Annotated in this window: 19 protein-coding genes; 12 read left to right on the forward strand and 7 right to left on the reverse strand. The window is 41.3% G+C overall.

Annotated elements, in window-relative coordinates; all coding sequences use genetic code 11:
* From LBQ60_14120 to mnmA, 9 genes are all read left to right on the forward strand, one after another.
* Positions 1-933 (forward strand): hypothetical protein (locus LBQ60_14120; GenBank protein MDR2039055.1); only part of this gene is annotated, 933 nt, incomplete at its 5' end.
* A gap of 31 nt (positions 934-964) precedes the next feature.
* The gene (locus tag LBQ60_14125) at positions 965-1510 is read left to right on the forward strand and encodes a hypothetical protein (GenBank protein ID MDR2039056.1); all 546 of its coding nucleotides are present in this window, start codon (positions 965-967) and stop codon (positions 1508-1510) included.
* A 98-nt stretch (positions 1511-1608) separates the two neighbouring features.
* A complete protein-coding gene (locus LBQ60_14130; protein MDR2039057.1) occupies positions 1609-2838 on the forward strand; it encodes an RHS domain-containing protein in 1230 nt (409 codons plus the stop codon).
* Positions 2839-2856: 18 nt separating this feature from the next.
* Positions 2857-3501, forward strand: a complete 645-nt coding sequence (locus tag LBQ60_14135) for a hypothetical protein (GenBank protein ID MDR2039058.1) — start codon at positions 2857-2859, stop codon at positions 3499-3501.
* Between the two features lie 102 nt (positions 3502-3603).
* A complete protein-coding gene (locus LBQ60_14140) occupies positions 3604-4275 on the forward strand; it encodes an RHS domain-containing protein (protein ID MDR2039059.1) in 672 nt (223 codons plus the stop codon).
* A 14-nt stretch (positions 4276-4289) separates the two neighbouring features.
* The gene (locus tag LBQ60_14145) at positions 4290-4784 is read left to right on the forward strand and encodes a hypothetical protein (GenBank protein ID MDR2039060.1); all 495 of its coding nucleotides are present in this window, start codon (positions 4290-4292) and stop codon (positions 4782-4784) included.
* The gene (locus LBQ60_14150) at positions 4771-5193 is read left to right on the forward strand and encodes an RHS domain-containing protein (GenBank protein MDR2039061.1); all 423 of its coding nucleotides are present in this window, start codon (positions 4771-4773) and stop codon (positions 5191-5193) included. The genes LBQ60_14145 and LBQ60_14150 overlap by 14 nt, the downstream gene beginning before the upstream one ends.
* Positions 5194-5238: 45 nt before the next feature.
* Positions 5239-6351, forward strand: coding sequence for a DUF5009 domain-containing protein (locus tag LBQ60_14155; GenBank protein MDR2039062.1), 1113 nt, complete (start codon positions 5239-5241; stop codon positions 6349-6351).
* Between the two features lie 48 nt (positions 6352-6399).
* A complete protein-coding gene (gene mnmA / locus LBQ60_14160) occupies positions 6400-7587 on the forward strand; it encodes a tRNA 2-thiouridine(34) synthase MnmA (protein ID MDR2039063.1) in 1188 nt (395 codons plus the stop codon).
* Positions 7588-8269: 682 nt separating this feature from the next.
* Here mnmA and LBQ60_14165 read toward each other — a convergent pair.
* The 3 genes from LBQ60_14165 to LBQ60_14175 form a co-directional block, all read right to left on the reverse strand.
* Entirely contained in the window at positions 8270-9172 is a 903-nt protein-coding gene (locus tag LBQ60_14165) for a DUF6268 family outer membrane beta-barrel protein (protein ID MDR2039064.1), read from the reverse strand.
* 264 nt (positions 9173-9436) lie between these two features.
* Complete coding sequence (locus LBQ60_14170; GenBank protein MDR2039065.1) at positions 9437-10435, reverse strand: sensor histidine kinase; 999 nt, start codon at positions 10433-10435, stop codon at positions 9437-9439.
* Between the two features lie 286 nt (positions 10436-10721).
* Entirely contained in the window at positions 10722-11480 is a 759-nt protein-coding gene (locus LBQ60_14175; GenBank protein MDR2039066.1) for a LytTR family DNA-binding domain-containing protein, read from the reverse strand.
* A 310-nt stretch (positions 11481-11790) separates the two neighbouring features.
* Here LBQ60_14175 and LBQ60_14180 point away from each other — a divergent pair, with 310 nt between their 5' ends.
* The 3 genes from LBQ60_14180 (at position 11791) to mdh (ending at position 14248) form a co-directional block, all read left to right on the forward strand.
* Positions 11791-12363 (forward strand): YIP1 family protein, encoded by a 573-nt coding sequence (locus tag LBQ60_14180; protein MDR2039067.1) that lies wholly within the window; start codon positions 11791-11793, stop codon positions 12361-12363.
* Positions 12364-12390: 27 nt separating this feature from the next.
* The gene (locus LBQ60_14185; GenBank protein MDR2039068.1) at positions 12391-13185 is read left to right on the forward strand and encodes a thymidylate synthase; all 795 of its coding nucleotides are present in this window, start codon (positions 12391-12393) and stop codon (positions 13183-13185) included.
* Between the two features lie 121 nt (positions 13186-13306).
* Positions 13307-14248 carry a malate dehydrogenase gene (mdh, locus tag LBQ60_14190; protein MDR2039069.1) on the forward strand — a complete coding sequence of 314 codons (942 nt, stop codon included), beginning with the start codon at positions 13307-13309 and terminating at the stop codon, positions 14246-14248.
* Between the two features lie 101 nt (positions 14249-14349).
* On the opposite strand, the gene LBQ60_14195 is transcribed toward mdh, so the two are convergent.
* The 4 genes from LBQ60_14195 to LBQ60_14210 form a co-directional block, all read right to left on the reverse strand.
* Positions 14350-16566 carry a glycoside hydrolase family 3 C-terminal domain-containing protein gene (locus tag LBQ60_14195; GenBank protein MDR2039070.1) on the reverse strand — a complete coding sequence of 739 codons (2217 nt, stop codon included), beginning with the start codon at positions 16564-16566 and terminating at the stop codon, positions 14350-14352.
* Positions 16567-16641: 75 nt separating this feature from the next.
* The gene (locus LBQ60_14200) at positions 16642-18174 is read right to left on the reverse strand and encodes a DUF5125 domain-containing protein (protein ID MDR2039071.1); all 1533 of its coding nucleotides are present in this window, start codon (positions 18172-18174) and stop codon (positions 16642-16644) included.
* A 108-nt stretch (positions 18175-18282) separates the two neighbouring features.
* A complete protein-coding gene (locus LBQ60_14205; GenBank protein MDR2039072.1) occupies positions 18283-19794 on the reverse strand; it encodes a glucosylceramidase in 1512 nt (503 codons plus the stop codon).
* 12 nt (positions 19795-19806) lie between these two features.
* The gene (locus LBQ60_14210) at positions 19807-21330 is read right to left on the reverse strand and encodes a RagB/SusD family nutrient uptake outer membrane protein (GenBank protein MDR2039073.1); all 1524 of its coding nucleotides are present in this window, start codon (positions 21328-21330) and stop codon (positions 19807-19809) included.
* Between the last annotated feature and the right edge of the window lie 10 nt (positions 21331-21340).

Below are 21340 nucleotides of genomic sequence, written 5' to 3' on the forward strand. Positions count from 1 at the left end.
AGGATGTATGATCCATTGGTGGGGAGGTTCCTTAGTCCGGATCCTTTTGTACAGGATCCTGAATTCTCACAGAGCTTTAACCGGTATAGTTATTGTTTGAATAATCCGTTGATATATACTGACCCCAGTGGGGAATTCTTCTGGTTAATAGCGACTGCAGCTGCTTACACTTTATTTTTCACGGATGTTGGATACGATATACAAAAATTTATTTCTCCCATTGCAGTAAAGTTTGAGGTACATCCTTTCGCAAGTGACGAGCGTTTTTTTGGTGCAAAAACTTCTGTTGGGATTCCCCAGATTTCATCTGTTGCATACAGATGGGAATGGAGTGCAAATTATTACACAAGGTTTTACGATACCGGATGGAAAGGCTGGGAAACTACAAAAGGGGAGGAATTTAGTCTTTTAAACGGACTTTATTCGGCATCCTATACTGATTATACCATGCATAGAATGGAAGATTTTAACCAGACTGTTCTTCGTTTAAAGTGGGGAGGACCCGGACTTAATGCAAGTTATTATAATGACTACATTCATCATGATAAGTTTAAGTTTTTCCGGAAGTTAACACCTAACCGCATCATCACAAAAGGCGATGATAAGCAAGATCGCTGGAGAACAGCGGCTACTCATATTCAGGTTGGACCTTTATCGTGGGGGATGAAAGTCATTACCGGTGATCCTGGGCCTGATGGCTATCGAGAAACATATGAGGATGAAAATGGGCAAAAATATTACAAATCATGGGGAGATTATGATCCTGGTAAATACAGTCACGGCATACAATATTTTGGTATTGGACCTCTCAGAATAGGCCACAACTCAGAGGGAGATCGAAATCATTTCCAAAATAAAATAGGACACAAACCCAATAATATTCCATTTTTTCCAAAAGTACCAAGAAAACCACGTTGGTACTGGTTTTGGTAATCAAAAAAATAAATAAGAAACATAGAATATCATGAATACAATAAAAATACTTGCAATGCTAAGCCTTTATTCCATACTTACCTCATCTAGTTGTAACAAAGAAAGAAATGAAAGTTCAGACGACAAGTTAACGCTGGAAAGGGCTGACTATAATGGCAATGAATTGAGGATTAATGGATATTATTATAAAAAGGATTCAAAACATCCTCAGATTTCTGTTTTTTTCTTATACAAAAACGGTCTGATTCTATATGGAAGTGCATTTGATATAGATTATACAAATGAAATGGAAGAAAGATATAGAAATGGTAATTATGGTAATAATTCAGAAAAATATTACTGGGGTGTATTTCAAATAGAGGGTAATAAAATCAAATACGAAAAATGGGTCCCGAGTGAAGGTCCTTTTTCGGCTTTCACTTATGAAGGTGTAATATTAAATGATACTACCTTTGTAATCAATAAAAGTTACAGGATGGAAAATGGTCAAAAAACAAAAATAAGTGAACTTGATTGGGAATATCACTTCAAGCAATTTTCGCCTAAGCCAGATAGTACCAATAGGTTTATACCGTAACTGTAATCATATGGATAAAATAAAAATGCTTATGTTATTAAGTCTCGTCCTGAAATAGCGTTACAAAAAAAATAGTTCTTTGATTTTATAGAATTTTATTGGCGGTCATATATGTGAAACAAAGCGGACAAAACGATCAATTATATTATGCGCATACCGACCACTTAGGTAGTATTGTACAACTGACGGACAATAATGGCAACGCTGTTTTTAATGCTTCCTATGATGCATGGGGACAACAGGAAGTAACCACCAATACCATCGGGTTCTCTCGCGGTTACACAGGTCATGAGCACCTACCGGAGTTCGGGTTGATCAACATGAATGGAAGGATGTATGATCCATTGGTGGGAAGGTTCCTTAGTCCGGATCCTTTTGTACAGGCGCCGGAGTATTCGCAAAACTTTAATAGATACAGCTATTGCTTGAATAATCCGTTGATATATACCGACCCGAGTGGATATTGGTTTGGGTTGGATGATTTATTTGTTGCTGTATCTGGTTTCGTTTTCAACTATGTAAGTTACGGGCTAAGCACCGGCAATTGGGGTGGAAAAGCACTGGCTGCCGGTGGAATTGGCGCTGTAACATCCTGGCTCGGTTATAATCTTTTTATAAGACCTGACCTTATAGCTAATCCTAACAACATGCCCAATCCTAATTTTGCTACTTTTAAGCATTATATGAATCTATTCAATAGTGACGCGACACAACAATATTTATGGCAAACCGGTTCTTCCACATTGATAAATTCTTATACAAATAGAGAAAAACTTACTGAAGCCGATAAAAACAGTTGGAGTGCTGTATGGACTATAAGTGCATATGGTTTGGCAGGCTCATTAACTCAAGGGGCGGATATTGACCCCTCAAAAGTAAATGTGTCTCGAAGATTAAGACAGTGGGGAGGGATTGTTTTAACGAACAATATTTCAAACAATATGAATGATGATGGGATATTTGAGCTAAACTCACTTCATGTGGGTATTTTGGGATACAATTTCAAAAATAATGATCTTTACTCTGTTTTCAGTAAGGGACTTAATGGAAGTCAACGCTTTGATATGGCGTTTGAAACACTTTTAGGAGCAACTATGATTAATAAAAATATCCATTATCATGGTTTGGAAACTTCAAGATGTAACAAAGGAATATCCGGTTTAAGAAAGTCGCCTGTTTCTAAATTTATGATTCCACTATCAAAAATAGGAGAATATTCAAGAAAAGTTTATCTGATGGGTGATAAGTATATGTTTTTGTACAATGGAAAAACATTATTTCAATATTGGTATGAAAACCATTACGAAAACGGATTACCTAAATTTTGATTTTAAATTTATGAGATTATGATGCGAGTAATAATGATTGTTGTATGTATATTTTTCATACAAGGATGTTCATTCCGATACCCTGATTTAGTTATCAATAATATTATCCAAGAATTAAAAAAGAGTGAAAATTCCGTAGAACAGGATACAGCAAATATTGAAAACAAGCATAACAGAGTTTTTATAGATACCCGTGATGGCAGGAGTTATCGGATTGTCAAAATTGGCAACCAAATGTGGATGGCTCAAAATTTAGCATATAAGCCTAAAAAGGGGAAGTATTGGTGCTATATTAATGATGAGATATATATATCGGAATTTGGTTATGTTTACAGATGGAAAACGGCAATGGAAAAAGATATATGTCCATGTGGTTGGCGACTGCCATCACCAAAAGATTATGAAATTCTTTTGGATAATTTTGGAGGTATGGGACTTGAAGCTCATGAAAGATTAATAATAACCGGTGACTCTGGCTTTAATGGTGTAGGTTCATATGGTCGTGGAGGCGCAGTTTGGATTTACACGGCTTATTTATGGACAACCGAAAAAGGTATTGCTTTTACTTTTGGAGATAAAAGACCCGACCGGGAAAATTTTGCCAAAATTGTATATTCTTTATCAAGTGGTGGATTACCTGTACGATGTATTAAGGATGAGTAAATTATTAGGATATTTGTTTACATATTGAGTAAGGTAATGCATTTGCATAATTATTTTGGTCGGCAACATTGGAATATCATACAAAAAAAGAACAAAGCTGCTATGAAAACCGTTATCTTTGCGGGAGATTACGAAAAAATCACAGAAAATGGGATAACGAAGCAGTTATATTATATCTCGGGTGGTGACGGGCTGGCGGCCATATATGTGAAACAAAGCGGGCAAAGCGACCAGATCTATTATACGCATACCGATCACTTAGGTAGTATTGTACAACTGACGGACAATAATGGCAACGCTGTTTTTAATGCTTCCTATGATGCATGGGGAAAACAGGAAGTAACCACCAATACCATCGGGTTCTCTCGAGGTTACACAGGTCATGAGCACCTACCGGAGTTCGGACTGATCAACATGACCCGACCGAAGGGAGAGCATGGAGCGCATAGCGGAATAACATCCGGCAGGATGTATGATCCATTGGTAGGGAGGTTCCTTAGCCCGGATCCTTTTGTACAGGCACCGGAGTATTCGCAGAGCTTTAACCGGTATTTCTATTGCTTGAATAACCCGCTGATATTTACAGATCCGAGCGGAGAGTTTATTTTTACGGCATTATTGTCTGGTATAGGTATTCCAAGTATTTTTAGTGCAGCAAAAAAAGATGGACAACATTATAAATTTTGGACAGAAAGAAGAGCAAACAAAAGGGCTTCAATATATTTTAACAAATATCATGGTGTTAATTGGAGTTATCCAAACTATCCATTATAGTTAAAAAATAGATTATGAAAAAAGTAAATATATATATACCCATATTGTTACTATTGACAATGCTCAGATGTAATTCCTCTATGGATATTGAGACTTTTATATATGTTGATAATCATTCTGACATTTCAACATTACTTTATTTTCCTCTGATAGGAATGGAAGGAGGTATTTATCCTGATACTACTATTGGATTTGAGAAGAAAAATGTAGGATATCCAACTAAACCTGGGAAAAGAGCTTATGCGGGAATATCAAACATAAGTTTAGAAGACTGGATTTTAACTTTTCCTAAAGACACAGTTTCTATATATATCTTTTCTCAAGATATAGTAGACAAATATGATTGGTCAGAAATTCAATCGAATTATAAAATATTGCAACGTTATGATTTGAGTATAAAAGATTTTGAGAAACTTTCTGACACAAAGAGCGGTGTTCCAATTATTACTTATCCGCCAACAAAAGAAATGAAGGATATGAAGATGTGGCCGTCGTATGAAAATAAATGAGGTGTTTCTCTTCGTCCCTGTTCAGTTATATTATGCGCACACCGATCACTTAGGCAGCATTGTACAACTGACGGACAATAATGGCAATGCTGTTTTTAATGCTTCCTATGATGCATGGGGATATCAATCTGTGACCACCAATACCATCGGGTACTCTCAAGGTTACACAGGTCATGAGCACCTACCGGAATTCGGGTTGATCAATATGACCCGACCGGAGGGAGAGCATGGAGCGCATAGCGGAATAACACCCGGCAGGATGTATGATCCGTTGGTAGACCGTTTTAAGTCCTGGCTCCTATATACAAAATCAGCTGGCACTCATTTTCCTGTAAGAATAAACACCATAAGTATCATTCTCATTACTATATGGATCACTGCAGAAAGTAAATTGATCAACAATCAATAAATTATGGTATTTTTGCAGCTTTAAACTATGATAAGCTATAATACCATGGAAAATCAAGAAAAGAAAGATATACGCCTGAAATCCCTGGATGCGCTCAGGGGTTTTGATATGTTGTTCATTATGGGTTTTGCCGGTTGGATCGTCGCCCTCTGCAACCTTTTCCCCGATTCCGCCGTCATGAACTGGCTGTCGGGACAGATGGAACACGTTGACTGGAACGGATTAAAACACCATGACACCATATTTCCCCTGTTCCTGTTCATCGCAGGTATTTCTTTTCCGTTTTCGTATGCCAAACAAAAAAGCAAAGGCAGGACAAAGAAGGAAATATACCTGAAGATTGTGAAGCGCGGGGTAGTACTTGTTTTGTTAGGCCTGGTATATAACGGTATTTTCAAACTTGATTTCGAAAACATGCGCTATGCAAGTGTTTTGGGCCGTATAGGCCTGGCATGGATGTTTGCCGCCCTGTTGTATGTTACTTTCAAGACAAAAATCAATATCGCCATATCTGTTGTTATCCTTGTCGGTTACTGGTTATTGATGTGGCTTGTCCCGGGAGGATCCGATCCTTATTCGCTGGAAAACAATCTGGTGGGAGCTATTGACCGCATCCTGTTACCCGGCCGGCTACTGACCAACGGGATCTTCGATCCGGAAGGTTTGTTCAGTACGCTTCCGGCGATTGTAACTGCATTGATGGGCATGTTTACCGGACAATTGATCAAACTTCCGAAAGAGCAATGTACGGAAAATAAAAAAGTCATATACCTGCTGGGTGCAGCTCTTGTCCTGGGTATTATCGGATGGCTATGGAATTTCACCTTCCCGGTCAACAAAAAACTATGGACCAGTTCATTTGTTTGCGTACTTGCCGCCTATTCCCTGATCAATTTTGCGATCTTCTACTATATCATCGATGTAAAGGGTCATACCCGCTGGTCGTTTTTCTTCCGGGTAATAGGCCTTAACTCTATCACCATTTATCTGGCGCAATCGATCATCAACTTCAGGCAAATATCTAACTTTTTCCTGAGGGGCGTGGTCTCCCTGTGTCCTGAAAATATAGGCAACCTGATCAATGCTACCGGATATGTAATGGCCTGCTGGCTCTTCTTGTATTTCCTGTATAAAAAGAATGTTTTCCTGAAGGTATAACAACATTTTACCACAAACGTATTTGTATTCCAACATCAGTAACACAACGTGAATAAAAAAATAGCAGTCGGTTTATCCGGTGGTGTCGATTCGAGTGTGGCGGCATGGCTGTTGAAACAAGAAGGCCATGATTTGACCGGTTTGTTTATGATCAACTGGCATGATACGGAAGGTACATTGTCCGGGGATTGCCCCTGGCACGATGACCTTATTTTCGCGCAGCTGGTAGCACGTAAGTTGGATATCCCCCTCGAAGTGGTGGACCTGAGCGATTCATACCGGCAAAGGGTCGTCGATTATATGTTCGAGGAATACCGTTGTGGGAGGACACCCAATCCGGATGTCCTGTGCAACCGGGAAATTAAATTCGACCTTTTTGCCAAAGCAGCATTTGAGCGGGGTGCCGGATATGTGGCTACCGGTCATTATTGCCGGAAAGAAACCATCACTGTGGACGGGAAAGAGACCTACCGGCTGCTGGCCGGTTCGGATCCGGGCAAGGACCAGAGTTATTTTCTCTGCCAGTTATCCCAGGAGCAACTTTCAACGGCCTTATTTCCTATCGGGCATTTATTGAAACCAGAAGTCCGGAAAATTGCCGAGGAAAACGGACTGGTTACCGCACGCAGAAAGGATTCCCAGGGGATTTGTTTCGTCGGGAAAGTAGACCTGCCTGTTTTTTTGCAGCAGAAATTACAGGCAAAAGAGGGAATAATTGTGGAAATACCTTCGGATTTTCCGGGATTACACCGGGAAATTCAGGAAAATGACCTCCATGAAAAATTAAAGGCCCTTTCTGCACCCTATATATATGATGAATTGGACGGGCGAATCGTGGGAAAACACAGTGGCGCTCATTTCTATACCATCGGACAACGAAAAGGGCTGAATGTCGGTGGCATGAAGGAGCCGCTTTTTGTTATCGGTATCGATGTGGAAAACAACATTGTTTACACTGGTCAGGGTGATTCACATCCAGGGCTGTATCATCAGGCCCTGTTTGTAGAAGCTGACGACATTCATTGGGTACGTCCCGACCTGGTTTTACAGAGCGGAGAGGAACGTCATCTACTGGTTCGCATCCGATACCGGCAACCACTTCAACAAGCGACGCTTTACCGGATGCCTGAAGGACTCTATATTTTCTTTGATGAACCGCAACGTGGAATTACATCCGGACAGTTTGCCGCCTGGTATGATGGTGAAGAACTGATTGGTTCCGGGACTATCTCTTAAAAATAAGAGGAATAAGTTTCCTACAAAAAAGTGGCGCGTGTTATCCGTGAGTGAGAATGTCGCCAAGGATAAACACGCGCCGCGGGGTTATTTAGAATTGAGCAATGTTAGTCGATTCTATCGCTCCCCCTAACCAAGCAACCGGCTTCTGTGTTAGGAAAGATTACTATTGAGTGTTTCTGTTTTGTGTTCCAGTTATGTAGTGTTGCTTGATCCGAATTTGTTTGTAAAAAGATTTGAAAAAAGGAACCATCCAATACGGATAAATATTTATCCGCTAATCCTAAGGAAACTACTCCTTCATTCTTTGGTCCGATTATATGTTTCACTTTTTTCATCTGTATTTTTTGATCTTTGTTTCAATCATTAATTAATGCAAACATAAACGATAAAAAGTAAATATATCATGAAATATAGTCCGATTTTACCCCATATAGCGAACAAATAATCAACACCCTGATAATCAAAAGTATTATCAATAGAAATATAGTTGTTTTTTGGACTACCCTGAATAATACATATTTCAGAGTAATAAATAGGGTGTTGAATCATGTGTATATTACCGATATATCGCTCTACAAGCGCTTTTTACTACATCATCATCGATTAAACCCTGCTATTTTTTTTACACCATTAGTTGTAGCTTATAATATATATAACTGATTTTAAGCAACATAAAAATTTAAAAACCATATTTATATCCGACCGTAAAATAACCGGAGGATGAAAAACCTAAATGACGGTTTTTGTCATGAAACAGGTTATTGAAAAAATCCTTCAGCGAACGTTTGGTTAAAGTGGTGGACCGCAACCATGCTCCACCGGCTCCTATATACAGGGTGGATGATTTCCCGATTTTAAATTCAGGACACAGGAACGATTTCATAATGGTAGAGGCATAGATCATGGATTCGCCGTCAATGCTCATTACAGACGACATACCATCCATTTCCATCGCCACCAGCTTTAACTTTAATTTATCATTGATATTGATTGCTCCGGACACCGCCATGCCACCGGCAATATCCACCTTAACTTCATATTTTCCGGAAAGACGCCAGTTGATGACAGACATGGGCATCACCACCGGTAGTCCGAATGAATTGGTCAGTCCCAGGCCTGCACCCAGATCGAAATTATTCCCTATTTTATACATGAAGATCACACCTCCGTTTACCAATATGCTCTTCCCGGTAATTGCATCATGTGCTGAATAAATACCTCCACCCAAAGTCGCCAGCAGGGACCATTTATCCGATATAGGCCTCATATGGGTGAGATTAATACCCGCATTCAGTATTTTATCCGGATTAAGATCTCTGGCCATGCCGTTATTTCCGAGAATTCCGTATGCTGTGTTAAGTGATGCAGCCCATAAAGTTACCTGACCCAAATCATTTTGCTTTACGGAAAGAGGAATGTGGTATCTCCCTGAAACTTTCAGAAAGTCGCCGGATCCGAAATCTTCACCGTCTTTATTTTTATAAGAAGAACCTGTCATGTATTCGGACTTTACAGTTACCTGTGCCCGGATTTCCACCACTATTACCGATAAAAATAAAATAAAAAAATAAAATGTCCTCATTGTCTTTTATATAAAATTTGAAACAAAGGAACAGTTACGGAAAGCATTACGGAAGGATTTTCCGATGAACTTTATAACCGGGAGGATGAAGTTAAGCACTCAGTGCTATTTATTGTTTCCTTAAGTCACATTGATCAAATGGATTACGCCCAGAAAATATGACATTAATTGTTTTATATTACTTAATGACCGGCCCTTACAGATGAAAAAAGCCATTGTTGATTTTTCTACAATGGCCGGATATATACACCAAACGGAAATCGTTTATCCTACAAAAGGCATTTGGACCGTAAATTCAGTTTTGGTTTTTGATATCCGGATTGTTTTCTGAAACAAAGCATATTGCTTTTGCAGGTTGGCTAACCCAACGCCTCCTTTATCCACCGAACTCCGTAATTGAAGATGGTTGGACACGGTAATCCCGTCATTGGCTATATTGATACGAACAGTCAGGGGTTGCGCAGAGGTAGTTATATTGTGTTTGATTGCATTTTCCACAAGTAATTGCAAGCTGACCGGAATCACCTGTTTATTTAAATCGGCCTTATTATTTATATCTACCAACAATGCATTCTCAAATCGTATGCTTTCCAGAAAAATGTACGATTCCAGAAATGCCAGTTCTTCTTTCAGGGTAACAGTTGTCCGCGCATTGGTTAACAACAGGTAACGATAGACTCCCGACATCTTTTTTGCGAAAAGGTTTGCTTTTTCAGCATCCTCATATACCAATGATGAAAGAACATTCAGGCTGTTGAACAAAAAGTGGGGGTTGATCTGGGCTTTTAATACCTCATACTGGTATTGTATTTTTTCTTTCTCGAAAACAGCGATCTTCTTTTCGGCTTCAATCTGCCGCTGGCTATAAAAGAATACTTCTATCAACAATACAATAATGCTGTTCCACAACAGTAAGGGAAGTGACTGCTTTATCACGCTGTATTCACTTGAAATTTTATCCGGACTAATGACCGATAACATGAAATTGGCAATTATTCCCACCAGTACTGCAAACAGAGCTGTCAGCAGCAAATCGACAGAAACACGGATATAAATCTGATCCTTATTCCTGAGTTTCTTATAGACCATGTTAATGATCAGGAAATCGAATATACCGATAAGGATACAAACAGGCAGATTTACCAGGAAGTGGATAACCTTTGGAGAATGATTACCACTCAGGGAACTGTTCATGTATTGAAATGCGAACAGGAAAACAGCGATGATCGATATAAAGAAAAAAATATTTTTTTTATTTTTCATCTGTACAAAATTGTTTTTAAAGGTCAGATGTAATGTCCGATTTTGTTCATTACGGTGGGTATACCGCTATATTTATGGACATTTCATGTGAATAAAATTTAATTTTTAATGGCCACATGTAATATCCAATTTTGTTCATTACGTTGAGTGAACAGTAATGTTCATGGATATTTCATATGTACAAGAATATACGGATGAAGCATCCAGTGCTATTTATTACTTCCTTAAACTGCATTGATCAAGTCGATTACGCTCAAAAAGGATAACATTCATTGTTTTATATTACTTAAATACCATCGACCCATTTCAGGAAATCGGAAGCCCGCTCCCGGCTCACTAAAATCTCATGGGGACAATCAGGTTGAAAGGTAAGCTTCAAGCGACTGTTAAAATACCTGGATATTTTCCGGATGGAACTGATATTGGCAATACAATTCCTGGAAACACGGAAAAATATTTTATCGTCCAGCTGTTGTTCTACCTGTGTCAGGGTATAATCGATCAAATATCGCTTATTTGAAAATGTATGTAAAAACGTAACCTTATCTTCGCTATACAAAAAAGCGATATCAGTAGTATCGATGTAATGGTAATTATCGCCTGTTTGTGTCAGGAATCGGTTTCTCTTATGATTGCCCATCAATGCCTCTTCCAGTTTTCTATAATCGAAAACAGGTTGCTGCCTGACCGCATGTAATTGTTCAAACTTATCCAAAGCAGCAAGTAAATCGGCTTCTTCAACCGGCTTCAATAGGTAATCAATGCTATTGACTTTAAATGCACGGATAGCATGCTCGTCATAAGCCGTAGTAAATATGACCGGTGTTGATAACGGGACCTGTTCAAAAATTTCAAAACTACTTCCGTCTGCCAACCGGATATCCAATAAAATCAGATCCACTTGGTTCTCTTTAAAAAAACGAATGGCCTGTTCCACCGTTTCCGTCCGTCCGGATAATTGATAATCAGGACGCAGCCTCTCTACCATCCGCTTCATTTCTTCATAAGCGAAGCGTTCGTCTTCTACTATCAGGTATTTTGTCATCAGGTATGTAATTTTATACCTGCAAAAGTACAGATAAAGAGGTGGATAATCAGATATAATCGGATGAACTTTAGAGTTTGCAGGATGAAATGCCTATTTGATACTTCTATCATCATTTGCCAACAGGAAAAACAACCTGGAAAAATCCCGGCCAACTGGTATGTAAAAGACCGGAAATCAGTGAGTATTAAAATAAATCCGTAGAATCAGGGCTACCTTCCCTAATAATTAGGTTTGATAAAGTACTTTTTCTAATTTTGTTGCTTCATAGCAAGCCATCGATAAAAACACGTTTCAAAGGACGAAAAACATGGATATAGCTGGTGTTTTCTACCGGATACGCAATTTATTACTTCACCCCGCTACTGAGTGGGAGGCCATCGCATCGGAAGATGAAGAGAGGACTACCGTATTCAAACGGTTTATTGTCCCGTTATTTTGCCTGATTGTTGTATGTTGCATTGTCGGTTCTTTATTGTTTGCCTCACGGATGTATTTTTCATTCGGCTACGTGGTTCAAAAAGTAGCCGTTTTATTACTTTCATTGTCTACCGGACTGTATATCTCTTCATTCCTGATCAATGAAACCATGTTCCTCCTCACCGGTACCAAAAACCCAAACCAGGTATTTTCACTGTTGGCTTATTCCTCAGGCGTAGTATATCTGGTTATTTCCGTTGTAGAACTTTTTCCGTTTTTCAATGAATTACTGGTACTCTCGCTATATTCCATTTATCTTTACTGGCGCGGAATCCATCATTTACTGAAGATACCGGTAGACAAACAGATCACCTTCATTATCCTTTCATTTGTTGTGATGGTCCTGGTGTATTTGCTGGCTTTTTATTTTTTCGGAAACATCATGAAAGCCATTTTCCTTTGAAGAATGAAAATATTATAAAATAAAATTATGCAGGCATATTTAGACTTATTATCACATGTGGTACAAAATGGTGTCGAAAAATCCGACCGTACGGGTACCGGCACCATCAGTGTTTTTGGTTACCAGATGCGTTTCGACCTGTCACAGGGATTTCCTCTGCTGACCACCAAAAAGTTACACACCAGGTCGATCATTTATGAATTATTATGGTTCCTGCAGGGAAGCACCAATGTCGGTTACCTCAGGGACAATAAGGTAACCATCTGGGATGAATGGGCAGACGAACATGGAGAGTTGGGGCCCATCTACGGCTATCAGTGGCGTTCCTGGCCAACCGCCGACGGGCGGCATATCGACCAGATCAGTGAAGTGGTACGTTCCATACGACATCAGCCTGACTCGCGCCGACACCTTGTATGTGCCTGGAATGTCGGAGACCTCGATAAAATGGCCCTACCCCCCTGCCATGTCCTGTTCCAGTTTTACGTAGCCGACGGGAAACTATCCTGCCAGCTATACCAACGGAGCTGTGATATTTTCCTGGGTGTCCCGTTCAATATCGCATCCTATGCTTTGCTTACCAGCATGATGGCACAAGTAACCGGTTTACAGCCGGGAACATTTATCCATACCCTGGGAGATGCCCATATTTACCTTAATCACATAGAACAGGTAAAATTGCAGCTGACCCGGGAGCCCCGTCCCCTACCCGTCCTGAAACTGAATCCGGATGTCCGATCGATATTCGACTTCTCATTCGATGATTTTTCCATAGAAGGCTATGATCCGCATCCACATATTAAAGGAGCCATTGCCGTCTAACAGAATCAGATAGGTTTTTAGTTAGGTATTCATCGCTTTTTTGATGAAAAACGGTATCATTTTTGCCGAAGAAACATATAATTTTACGAAGAATTTATTAACTGAATTTTAATATACCTCCATGAGTAAAGTAACCGTAGTAGGCGCCGGTAATGTAGGCGCAACCTGTGCAAACGTAATTGCACAAAAAGAATTAGCCAGTGAATTGATCATCCTGGATATCAAAGAAGGTGTTTCCGAAGGAAAAGCTTTGGATATGATGCAGACAGCTGCATTACTGGAATTCGACACCCGTATCAAGGGAGTAACGAATGACTACAGTGCCACCGCGGGTTCGGACGTGGTAGTGATTACTTCAGGTGTACCCCGTAAACCGGGTATGTCACGTGAAGACCTGATCGGCGTGAATGCCGGAATCGTGAAAGATGTTACCCAGAACATCCTGAAACATTCACCTAAGGCTGTTGTGATTGTCATCAGCAACCCGATGGACACCATGACGTACCTGGCGCTGAAATCAAGCGGACTACCGAAGAACCAGCTCATCGGTATGGGCGGTATCCTCGACAGTTCTCGTTTCAAATGCTATCTGAGCCAGGCTTTGAATGCTGCGGCAACAGATGTAGAGGGCACTGTGATCGGCGGACACGGTGATACCACCATGATTCCTTTGAAACGCTTTGCTACCTACAAAGGCATCCCTGTTTCTGATTTACTGGGCAGCGAAGCATTGGATAAAGTAGTAGCCGACACCATGGTAGGCGGAGCTACACTGACCAAATTGCTGGGCACATCGGCATGGTATGCTCCCGGAGCAGCCGGAGCTACATTGGTAGAAGCCATCATCCGCGACCAGAAAAAGGTATTCCCTTGCTGTGTTTCCCTTGACGGTGAATACGGACAAAAAGATATCTGTATCGGTGTACCTGTCCTGGTAGGGAAAAACGGATGGGAAAAAATCATCGATTACAAATTGAACAGTGAAGAACAAGCCCTGTTCAATAAAAGTGCTGATGCAGTCCGCAACATGAACCAGGTATTGGTAGACATGAAACTGGTATAAAACCTTTTTTTAAGAGCATTGATAAAAAATCCCTTCAGAATGATTCTGAAGGGATTTTTTATGTAAGTACTTTTCGTATATATTCGCAAAATAACGAATAACTACCGGACTTCAAATGAAACCTTTCCTTTTATATCTGTCGCAGAAGCAGCCACTACTGCTTCAAACTTTCCCGGTTCCACGACCCATTGCTTTTTAGCATCATCATAAAAACTCAATGCATCTTTAGCAATCGTAAAAATTACTTCCTTTTCTTCGCCTGGTTGCAGGCTGATTTTCCGGAATCCTTTCAATTCTTTTACAGGACGGGGCAATGATGATTTCAGGTCACTGATGTACAGCTGCACCACTTCCTGTCCTTCCCGGTTTCCTGTATTTTTCACTTTGACCCTGAAGGTAAGCGTTTCGTTTTCCGTCATGCTTTTCTTATCGGCTGTGGGTTTGCTATACCCGAAAGTCGTATAGCTCAAACCATGTCCGAACGCAAAAAGAGGTTTTACCTTTTTTTGCCGGTCGGTCCAGCGGTAACCGACAAAGATACTTTCATGATAGGTAACATGGTCCTTTGTACCGGGATATTCACCAAGCGCATGAGCGCTGTTATCCTTTAGATCGACAGGAAATGTAAATGGTAATTTTCCCGACGGATTTACGTCACCGAACAAAACCGAAGCCAGGGCATTGCCTGCCTCCGTACCGTTATACCAGGACTGGACAATAGAAGGGACTTCGTTCACCCAGGGCATGGCTACCGCATTACCTGAAATGATAGTAACCACCAGGTTTTTGTTCGCTTTTACCAATTCACGGATCAACCGGTCCTGTTCATAAGGCAATCCCAGGCCTGAGCGGTCATTTCCTTCACAGTCCTGACCGTTGTTCTTATTCAACCCTCCGACAAAGATCACCATATCCGCATTCCGGGCGACATTCCCTGCTTCGGCGATCAGTTCTCCGACAGAACGGTTATCCGTAAGATCCTGTCCCGTACCCAGTCCATCCTGTGGGCCGGATTTATCACCTACATATCCCCGGGCATAAACAACTTCTACCTGGCTACCTGCCCGTCTCCTGATCCCTTCAAGGGGAGAAACCTCATATTTGGCTTTCAGTGAAGAACTTCCTCCACCTACCGTCATCACCTTTATTGCATTTTCGCCAATAACGGCTATCCTTTTTGTTTTCCCGGGGTCAACGGGAAGCGTATTATTTCTGTTCTGTAGTAGAACAATACCCTCTTCGGCTATTTTCCGTCCGGCCAAAGCATGTTCCTCAGTTCCAAATGAACCAAAGGGACGGTTTACGTCCATATTGGTACGGAATACCATCCGGAGGATGTTCCGCACTTTCTTATCTACTTCTTCTTCCCTGACTTTTCCGGATTTCAGCAATTCAAGGAAGGGCCGGGCCAGAAAGTAATTATCATAGGCATTACTTGCTCCTTCGCTCAACCCGTCGGTCCAGGTACCGAATTCCATATCCAAACCGTTGTAAATGGCTTGTTCAGTGTCGTTAACGCCACCCCAATCGGAAACGACGACACCATCAAATCCCCACTCGTCACGGAGAATATCATTCAACAGGTATTGATTATGGCAGCACCATTGCCCCTTATATTTGTTGTAAGCACCCATGATGGCCCATGCCTTGCCTTCCTGTACTGAGGCCTTGAAAGCCGGTAGATAAATTTCATATAAGGCGCGATCATCCACGTTGACATCTACCGTATGCCGGGCTATTTCCTGATTATTTAGTGCAAAGTGTTTTACACAGGCAGCCACTCCATTTTTCTGTACTTCCTGTATATAAGGCACCACCATACGGGAAGCCAGATAAGGGTCTTCTCCCATATATTCGAAATTCCTTCCGTTCAATGGAGTCCGGTAAATATTAACTCCCGGTCCCAGCAACACATTCTTGTTCCTGTAACGTGCTTCTTCACCGATCACCTTCCCGTAGAGCGCCGACATCTCCGTATTCCAGGTAGCGGCCAGACAGGTAAGAGCAGGAAAAGCGATGCACGAATCGTTGGTCCATCCGGCCTGATCCCATTGGTCCCAGAACACTTCCGCCCGTATTCCATGCGGACCATCCGTCATCCAGTTTTCGGGGATACCCAGACGGGGAACCCCCGGCGAACTGAATTTGGATTGCGCATGACACATGGCTACTTTTTCTTCCAGGGTCATACGCTTCAAGGCATCCTCAATACGTCGTTCAATGGGTTGGTTTGGATCGAGGTATACCGGTTTCTGTTGTGCATACAAAGACAGGGAAAGCATGGTGAGTCCCAGTAATAATATCCTATAGAATTTCATGTTGCATCCATTAAAAATGAGGATGTATCAAAAGATTGATATCTGATACCTTCCGACACATCCTCATGATAAAAATTATTGTTCGGTAACAGTTAAAACGGCACTACTGTTTCCGGCAGAAAGATCCACTGTAAGGACATAAGTAGTCCCTTCTGCTAAGGTCTTACCATCAACAATCCCCAGATTCCCGGAATCTCTTCCGTTCGAACCATTCCCTACAAAGATCAGGCTACTGGTGGTCGTGATATTGTCCGAAGAAAATTCTCCGCCCCATCCTTTCTGATGGAAAAATTTAAAATTGATTTCATCAGTACTGATCGACGTACCGCCTATCACCGTTATCCGGTATTTTTTACCTCCGATGGGCGCCATACAAAGGGCTTTATCGGTATTCCATCCTACTTCGTTATCCGTAACATTAGGTTTACCGATATTGGTTCCTATGATCCAGATGGCACCTGTTCCGTTTTCCTGTAACGAAGCCAGATCGTTACCGCTCATGGCTTCAACGATCAGGTATTTCAGCGTTGCATCGGCAGTAATCCGGTATTTTCCGGAGAATGCATTGAACAGGTAATGGTCATCTTCTGCAATAAAGAAATCAGGATCAATCCACCAGTCAGCAGCAACTCCTGTAAAGGTCACTTCCTGTTCTTCCACCAGTTCTCCTTCAAACGGTCCGGAAGAGAGATCGATATTAATCGGTAACACTTCGACATATGAGAATACTTTGGTCACAAAATTAGCGGTGATCTTATACTTGCCATCAGGTAAACCGAAAGTCAACTCATTATCTGATTTTTTCGTGAATATTCCGCCCAGATCCCATTCATCGATCACAATTCCAGAAACAGGTATTACCTGATTGGTGGTGAAACCTCCCATTGTTGCATATGATTCGTCATCCACAGGTTCCATTGGTTCCCCGTTGAATAAAAACTCAAAGAACGGGCTACCTTCATAATTGAAGGTATTGAAGGTAATACTATAGGTTCCTGGTACGGCATTTTTAAATTTGATGGTATTGGTTACTCCCTGGGTTATGGCTCCGTTGGACCACCCGAAAGTGATCTCATTTCCCCGGTCTCCTACTTTAGGCGCTACAATATACCCTTCCACATCTTTGGGGAAATCCTGTGTTATGGAATATTGGTACAGAGCTGTCCGATCCATCCTTAATTCGGTACCATCTGCCAGATGGAGGGTCAGGTACGGAAAATCAGGACGGGTCAACGGTAATGCAGACTCCTTGGTATCAATGGTAAAATTGATATTTTGCAAAACATACCTGAAGGTGGCCGATGCATTGGGAATATTGGCATAATAGGGAACAAAGATCTTCCCGCTGTAATCTCCTTCGGTTTTGGTACGTATGACTGTTTCCGCCACCATTTCTTCACTAAAGAATATTTGTGCTTTCAAGGTGGAAAGGGGCACTTCGTTATCGGATACATGGGCGGTGAAGGTGATACTGTCCCCGAACATGGCGGCCCCAAGTTCTGTTTTTGGCTCCACTATGGGATTACCTTTTTTTTCGTCATCGTCTTTACAGGAGTTCATCGCTACTACTCCAAAGACAATCAATAAGAAATATTTGAGTTGATTCATAAGATTATTCTTTATTAAGTAAAATCAAACAATTAATGTCATATTTAACAAACGTAATTAACCTGATCAATGCGACTTATGAAAATAACAAATAGCACTGGATGCTTATTATTTTTTCCATAGATATGAAATCACTGACTTTGTGGGTACAGCATACACGAAATGCTGTTTTCCATCACTGATGGTGATCCTCTTTTCTTCCGTAGTATTATTCAGCAATACCAGAGCGTAAGTTCCATCGGTATTTTCAAAAGCAGCATATACAATTCCGTTGGCTGTATACCCTTTGGTGCCAATGCGGACTGCATCGGGTTTTACTACCGAGGAAAGATGCCCGATGATATAATAGTGAGAATTACGGGTAATGGTTTTGTAATCCGAGCTATTGATATCCACGGCCCCGTAACAGGTCTGGCATCCGCCGTCCCGGTTAGGCCCGCGTTCCGAATCCAGCATCAGGTTCCAAACGATAACGCCTTTACACCAGTTATTCACTGTTCCTAATGCCACTTCTTCCATATCTTCCATCAAACGGGTGGAAAGGTTTTTCCCATCGTTCCATGTCCCGATGGAAGTTTCCGTAAACACCAGTTCTTTATCGGGACGCCTGCTCTGAATGACATTCAGTTCATTCCTGTTTCCGCCGTAATTATGGTAGGCAGCTCCGGTTATATATTTTGCCGCATCCGTATCTTCATATATTTTCAACGGATATTGTCCCTGATCGGCATTTTCCGGTTTATTCAGGTCATAATCATAGTTATGATCAAAGACATAGATTTTTGCACCCAGTCCTGCTGCCTGCATTTTCGGACCCAACGCCTGTTTGATGAAATTACGCTGTTCCTGCCACGTCATATATAGGGATGCAGAATTACCCCGGTTCAACGGCTCATTCTGAGGCGTCACGGCATATATCCTGATTCCTTCAGCTTCCATGGCTTGTATCCATTTCACAAAATAGGTGGCATAGTCCTGATAGTAAGCAGGATTCAACTGACCACTTGTCCATGAATTGTATGGTTGCAGATCGTTCAGATTATTTACTTTCATCCACCGGGGGCACGTCCATGGGGAGCCCATAATCCTGATATTGGGATTGATGGCCAGTATTTCCTTCAGGACAGGGATCACATAATTTTTCTCCTCACTCTGTAAGGCAAAATTTTCGATCCCTTCTGTGTCACAACAGGTGTATTCACTCAGTGAAAAATCAGAACAACCTATGGAAATACGGATATAACTCTGCCCCATTCCCTCATCAGGGGAGAAAGTCTCTTTCAAAAACTTTGTCCGGTTTTCCTGACTCATTTTTAAAAGATTGTAGGAAGCAGAGCCGGTAACCGCAGCCCCAAAACCATCCATGGTCTGGTAACGGGTAGCCGGATCCAAAGTGATCGTGGTAGGAGACATGTTCTCTTGTTCACTGAAATCGACACTTTTTTTAGCGAAATCAAACGAACGGTTGTTGGTAGTGATATACATGACTACATCTCCATCGGGCACCCCGGGTGTTCCGTTACCATTATCATTTCCGTTGTCTTTCGCTTTGTTACACCCGCTGCATGCGGAAAATGCGATGATGCAACCAATAAAGAACACTATGTTTTTTACGTTCATGATTCCGTTTTTTTAATAACCAGGATTCTGGTTCAGATTTTCATTCAGGTCCAGTTCATTCTGAGGGATAGGCCAAACCAGTTGATATTCGGCCATAGCTGACCCGTATTGTTTCTGGTGGTCGGTAGTATTACTCATTACAGTAATAAACCTGCCCCTGCGCTTCAGGTCGAACCATCTTTTTCCTTCAAAGGCAAACTCAAAACGATTTTCATTTTCAATGGCCAGACGTAATGCCTCTTTTGTATTGGCTGTTGTGTTACCCAATCTTGCCCTGTTACGAACCAGATTCAACAACCGTTGCGATTCGGATATATTTCCCAGTTCGTTTTCTGCTTCTGCCAATAATAATAATGCTTCTGCATACCGGAATAAAATAACATTATTTTTCTCCTGCGCCCTGTTTTTCCAACACAGCGGATAATTATCCGAAGGCCAATAAAAATCGGTCCAGGCTCCGGTCACATCATAAAACAGGATAGAGGCGTCTCTCCGGACAACATCACCTGCATTGGTGAATGCATCATAAAGATCGTGGCTGGGCGTATTGAATTTTTTCCAATCGGTACCGACCAGCATCTGACTACCCCAGTTGCCCATGGTGGTCCAGCTGTTGAAATCAATTTCAAACAATGATTCTTTACTGTGTTCATTGATAAGGTCCACATTGGGTAGTGTCCCGTTAAACGGTTCTGAAACGGCGAACAGGTCATCGAAATTATCCAGTAAGCCATAACGGGTATCACTGACAACGGCGCTTACGTATCCTTTTACTTTACCCCAGTCGGTATTTTCAAAACCGTCTTTAGTAGCATAGACCTGTGCTAATGTTAAATTAACCACGGCTTTGGTAACTTTGAATTTGAAGGCCGAATAATCGGGAACGTTTGCCAGGGCGTATTCAAGATCCTTCACAATTTGTACATAAATATCTTCGATCGAAGCATTTTCAGGATAGATCAGCGGATATACCTCATCGAGATTATCCAGGTTGATTTCCGGAATATCCTGTACAATCAAGGGAACCGAACCGAATATACGCACCAGGTTGAAATAACAGAGTGCCCTCATAAACGAGGCTTCTCCGACAATTTCATTTTTTCGTGTACTGGTCAGGGCCGGATCCGGTATCTGTGGCACCCAAGCAATGATCTCGTTTATATCGCTAAGGTGGGTATAGACATATCCCCAATCGCGCTTGACAGTCTCATTAGTGGGTTTTATCCTCAACCGGTCTATTTGCAGGGGATCTTCTTTTTCTTCCCCGGCATATGAATTATCCGACTGGCTCTCATTCATGATATACATATCCAGTTGCCAGAACTCAGATTCAAAACGTTTATAGGCACCACTGATCAGCTGTTCAGCCTGGGTAGCCGTAGTATATTTCAATGTATCGTTGTCTCCCGCATCAGGATCCACATAATTATCTTCCGTGATATCTGAATCCGGCTTTTCATCTAAAAAATCATCACATGAAAGCAATGAAAATACCATGATCGACATCATTACAATATGTTTTACTTTAAATTTCATGACTGTACAA

The organism is Bacteroidales bacterium, assembly GCA_031275285.1.
Taxonomy (GTDB): Bacteria; Bacteroidota; Bacteroidia; order Bacteroidales; family UBA4181; genus JAIRLS01.

Excerpts from the sequence above, each read along its gene's own strand:
- LBQ60_14125 (MDR2039056.1), top strand. The coding sequence starts at position 965 with ATGAATACAATAAAAATACTTGCAATGCTAAGCCTTTATTCCATACTT.
- LBQ60_14135 (MDR2039058.1), top strand. The coding sequence starts at position 2,857 with ATGATGCGAGTAATAATGATTGTTGTATGTATATTTTTCATACAAGGA.
- LBQ60_14140 (MDR2039059.1), top strand. The coding sequence starts at position 3,604 with ATGAAAACCGTTATCTTTGCGGGAGATTACGAAAAAATCACAGAAAAT.
- LBQ60_14145 (MDR2039060.1), top strand. The coding sequence starts at position 4,290 with ATGAAAAAAGTAAATATATATATACCCATATTGTTACTATTGACAATG.
- LBQ60_14150 (MDR2039061.1), top strand. The coding sequence starts at position 4,771 with ATGAAAATAAATGAGGTGTTTCTCTTCGTCCCTGTTCAGTTATATTAT.
- LBQ60_14155 (MDR2039062.1), top strand. The coding sequence starts at position 5,239 with ATGGAAAATCAAGAAAAGAAAGATATACGCCTGAAATCCCTGGATGCG.
- LBQ60_14165 (MDR2039064.1), bottom strand. The coding sequence starts at position 9,172 with ATGAGGACATTTTATTTTTTTATTTTATTTTTATCGGTAATAGTGGTG.
- LBQ60_14170 (MDR2039065.1), bottom strand. The coding sequence starts at position 10,435 with ATGAAAAATAAAAAAAATATTTTTTTCTTTATATCGATCATCGCTGTT.
- LBQ60_14175 (MDR2039066.1), bottom strand. The coding sequence starts at position 11,480 with ATGACAAAATACCTGATAGTAGAAGACGAACGCTTCGCTTATGAAGAA.
- LBQ60_14180 (MDR2039067.1), top strand. The coding sequence starts at position 11,791 with ATGGATATAGCTGGTGTTTTCTACCGGATACGCAATTTATTACTTCAC.
- LBQ60_14185 (MDR2039068.1), top strand. The coding sequence starts at position 12,391 with ATGCAGGCATATTTAGACTTATTATCACATGTGGTACAAAATGGTGTC.
- mdh (MDR2039069.1), top strand. The coding sequence starts at position 13,307 with ATGAGTAAAGTAACCGTAGTAGGCGCCGGTAATGTAGGCGCAACCTGT.
- LBQ60_14195 (MDR2039070.1), bottom strand. The coding sequence starts at position 16,566 with ATGAAATTCTATAGGATATTATTACTGGGACTCACCATGCTTTCCCTG.
- LBQ60_14200 (MDR2039071.1), bottom strand. The coding sequence starts at position 18,174 with ATGAATCAACTCAAATATTTCTTATTGATTGTCTTTGGAGTAGTAGCG.
- LBQ60_14205 (MDR2039072.1), bottom strand. The coding sequence starts at position 19,794 with ATGAACGTAAAAAACATAGTGTTCTTTATTGGTTGCATCATCGCATTT.
- LBQ60_14210 (MDR2039073.1), bottom strand. The coding sequence starts at position 21,330 with ATGAAATTTAAAGTAAAACATATTGTAATGATGTCGATCATGGTATTT.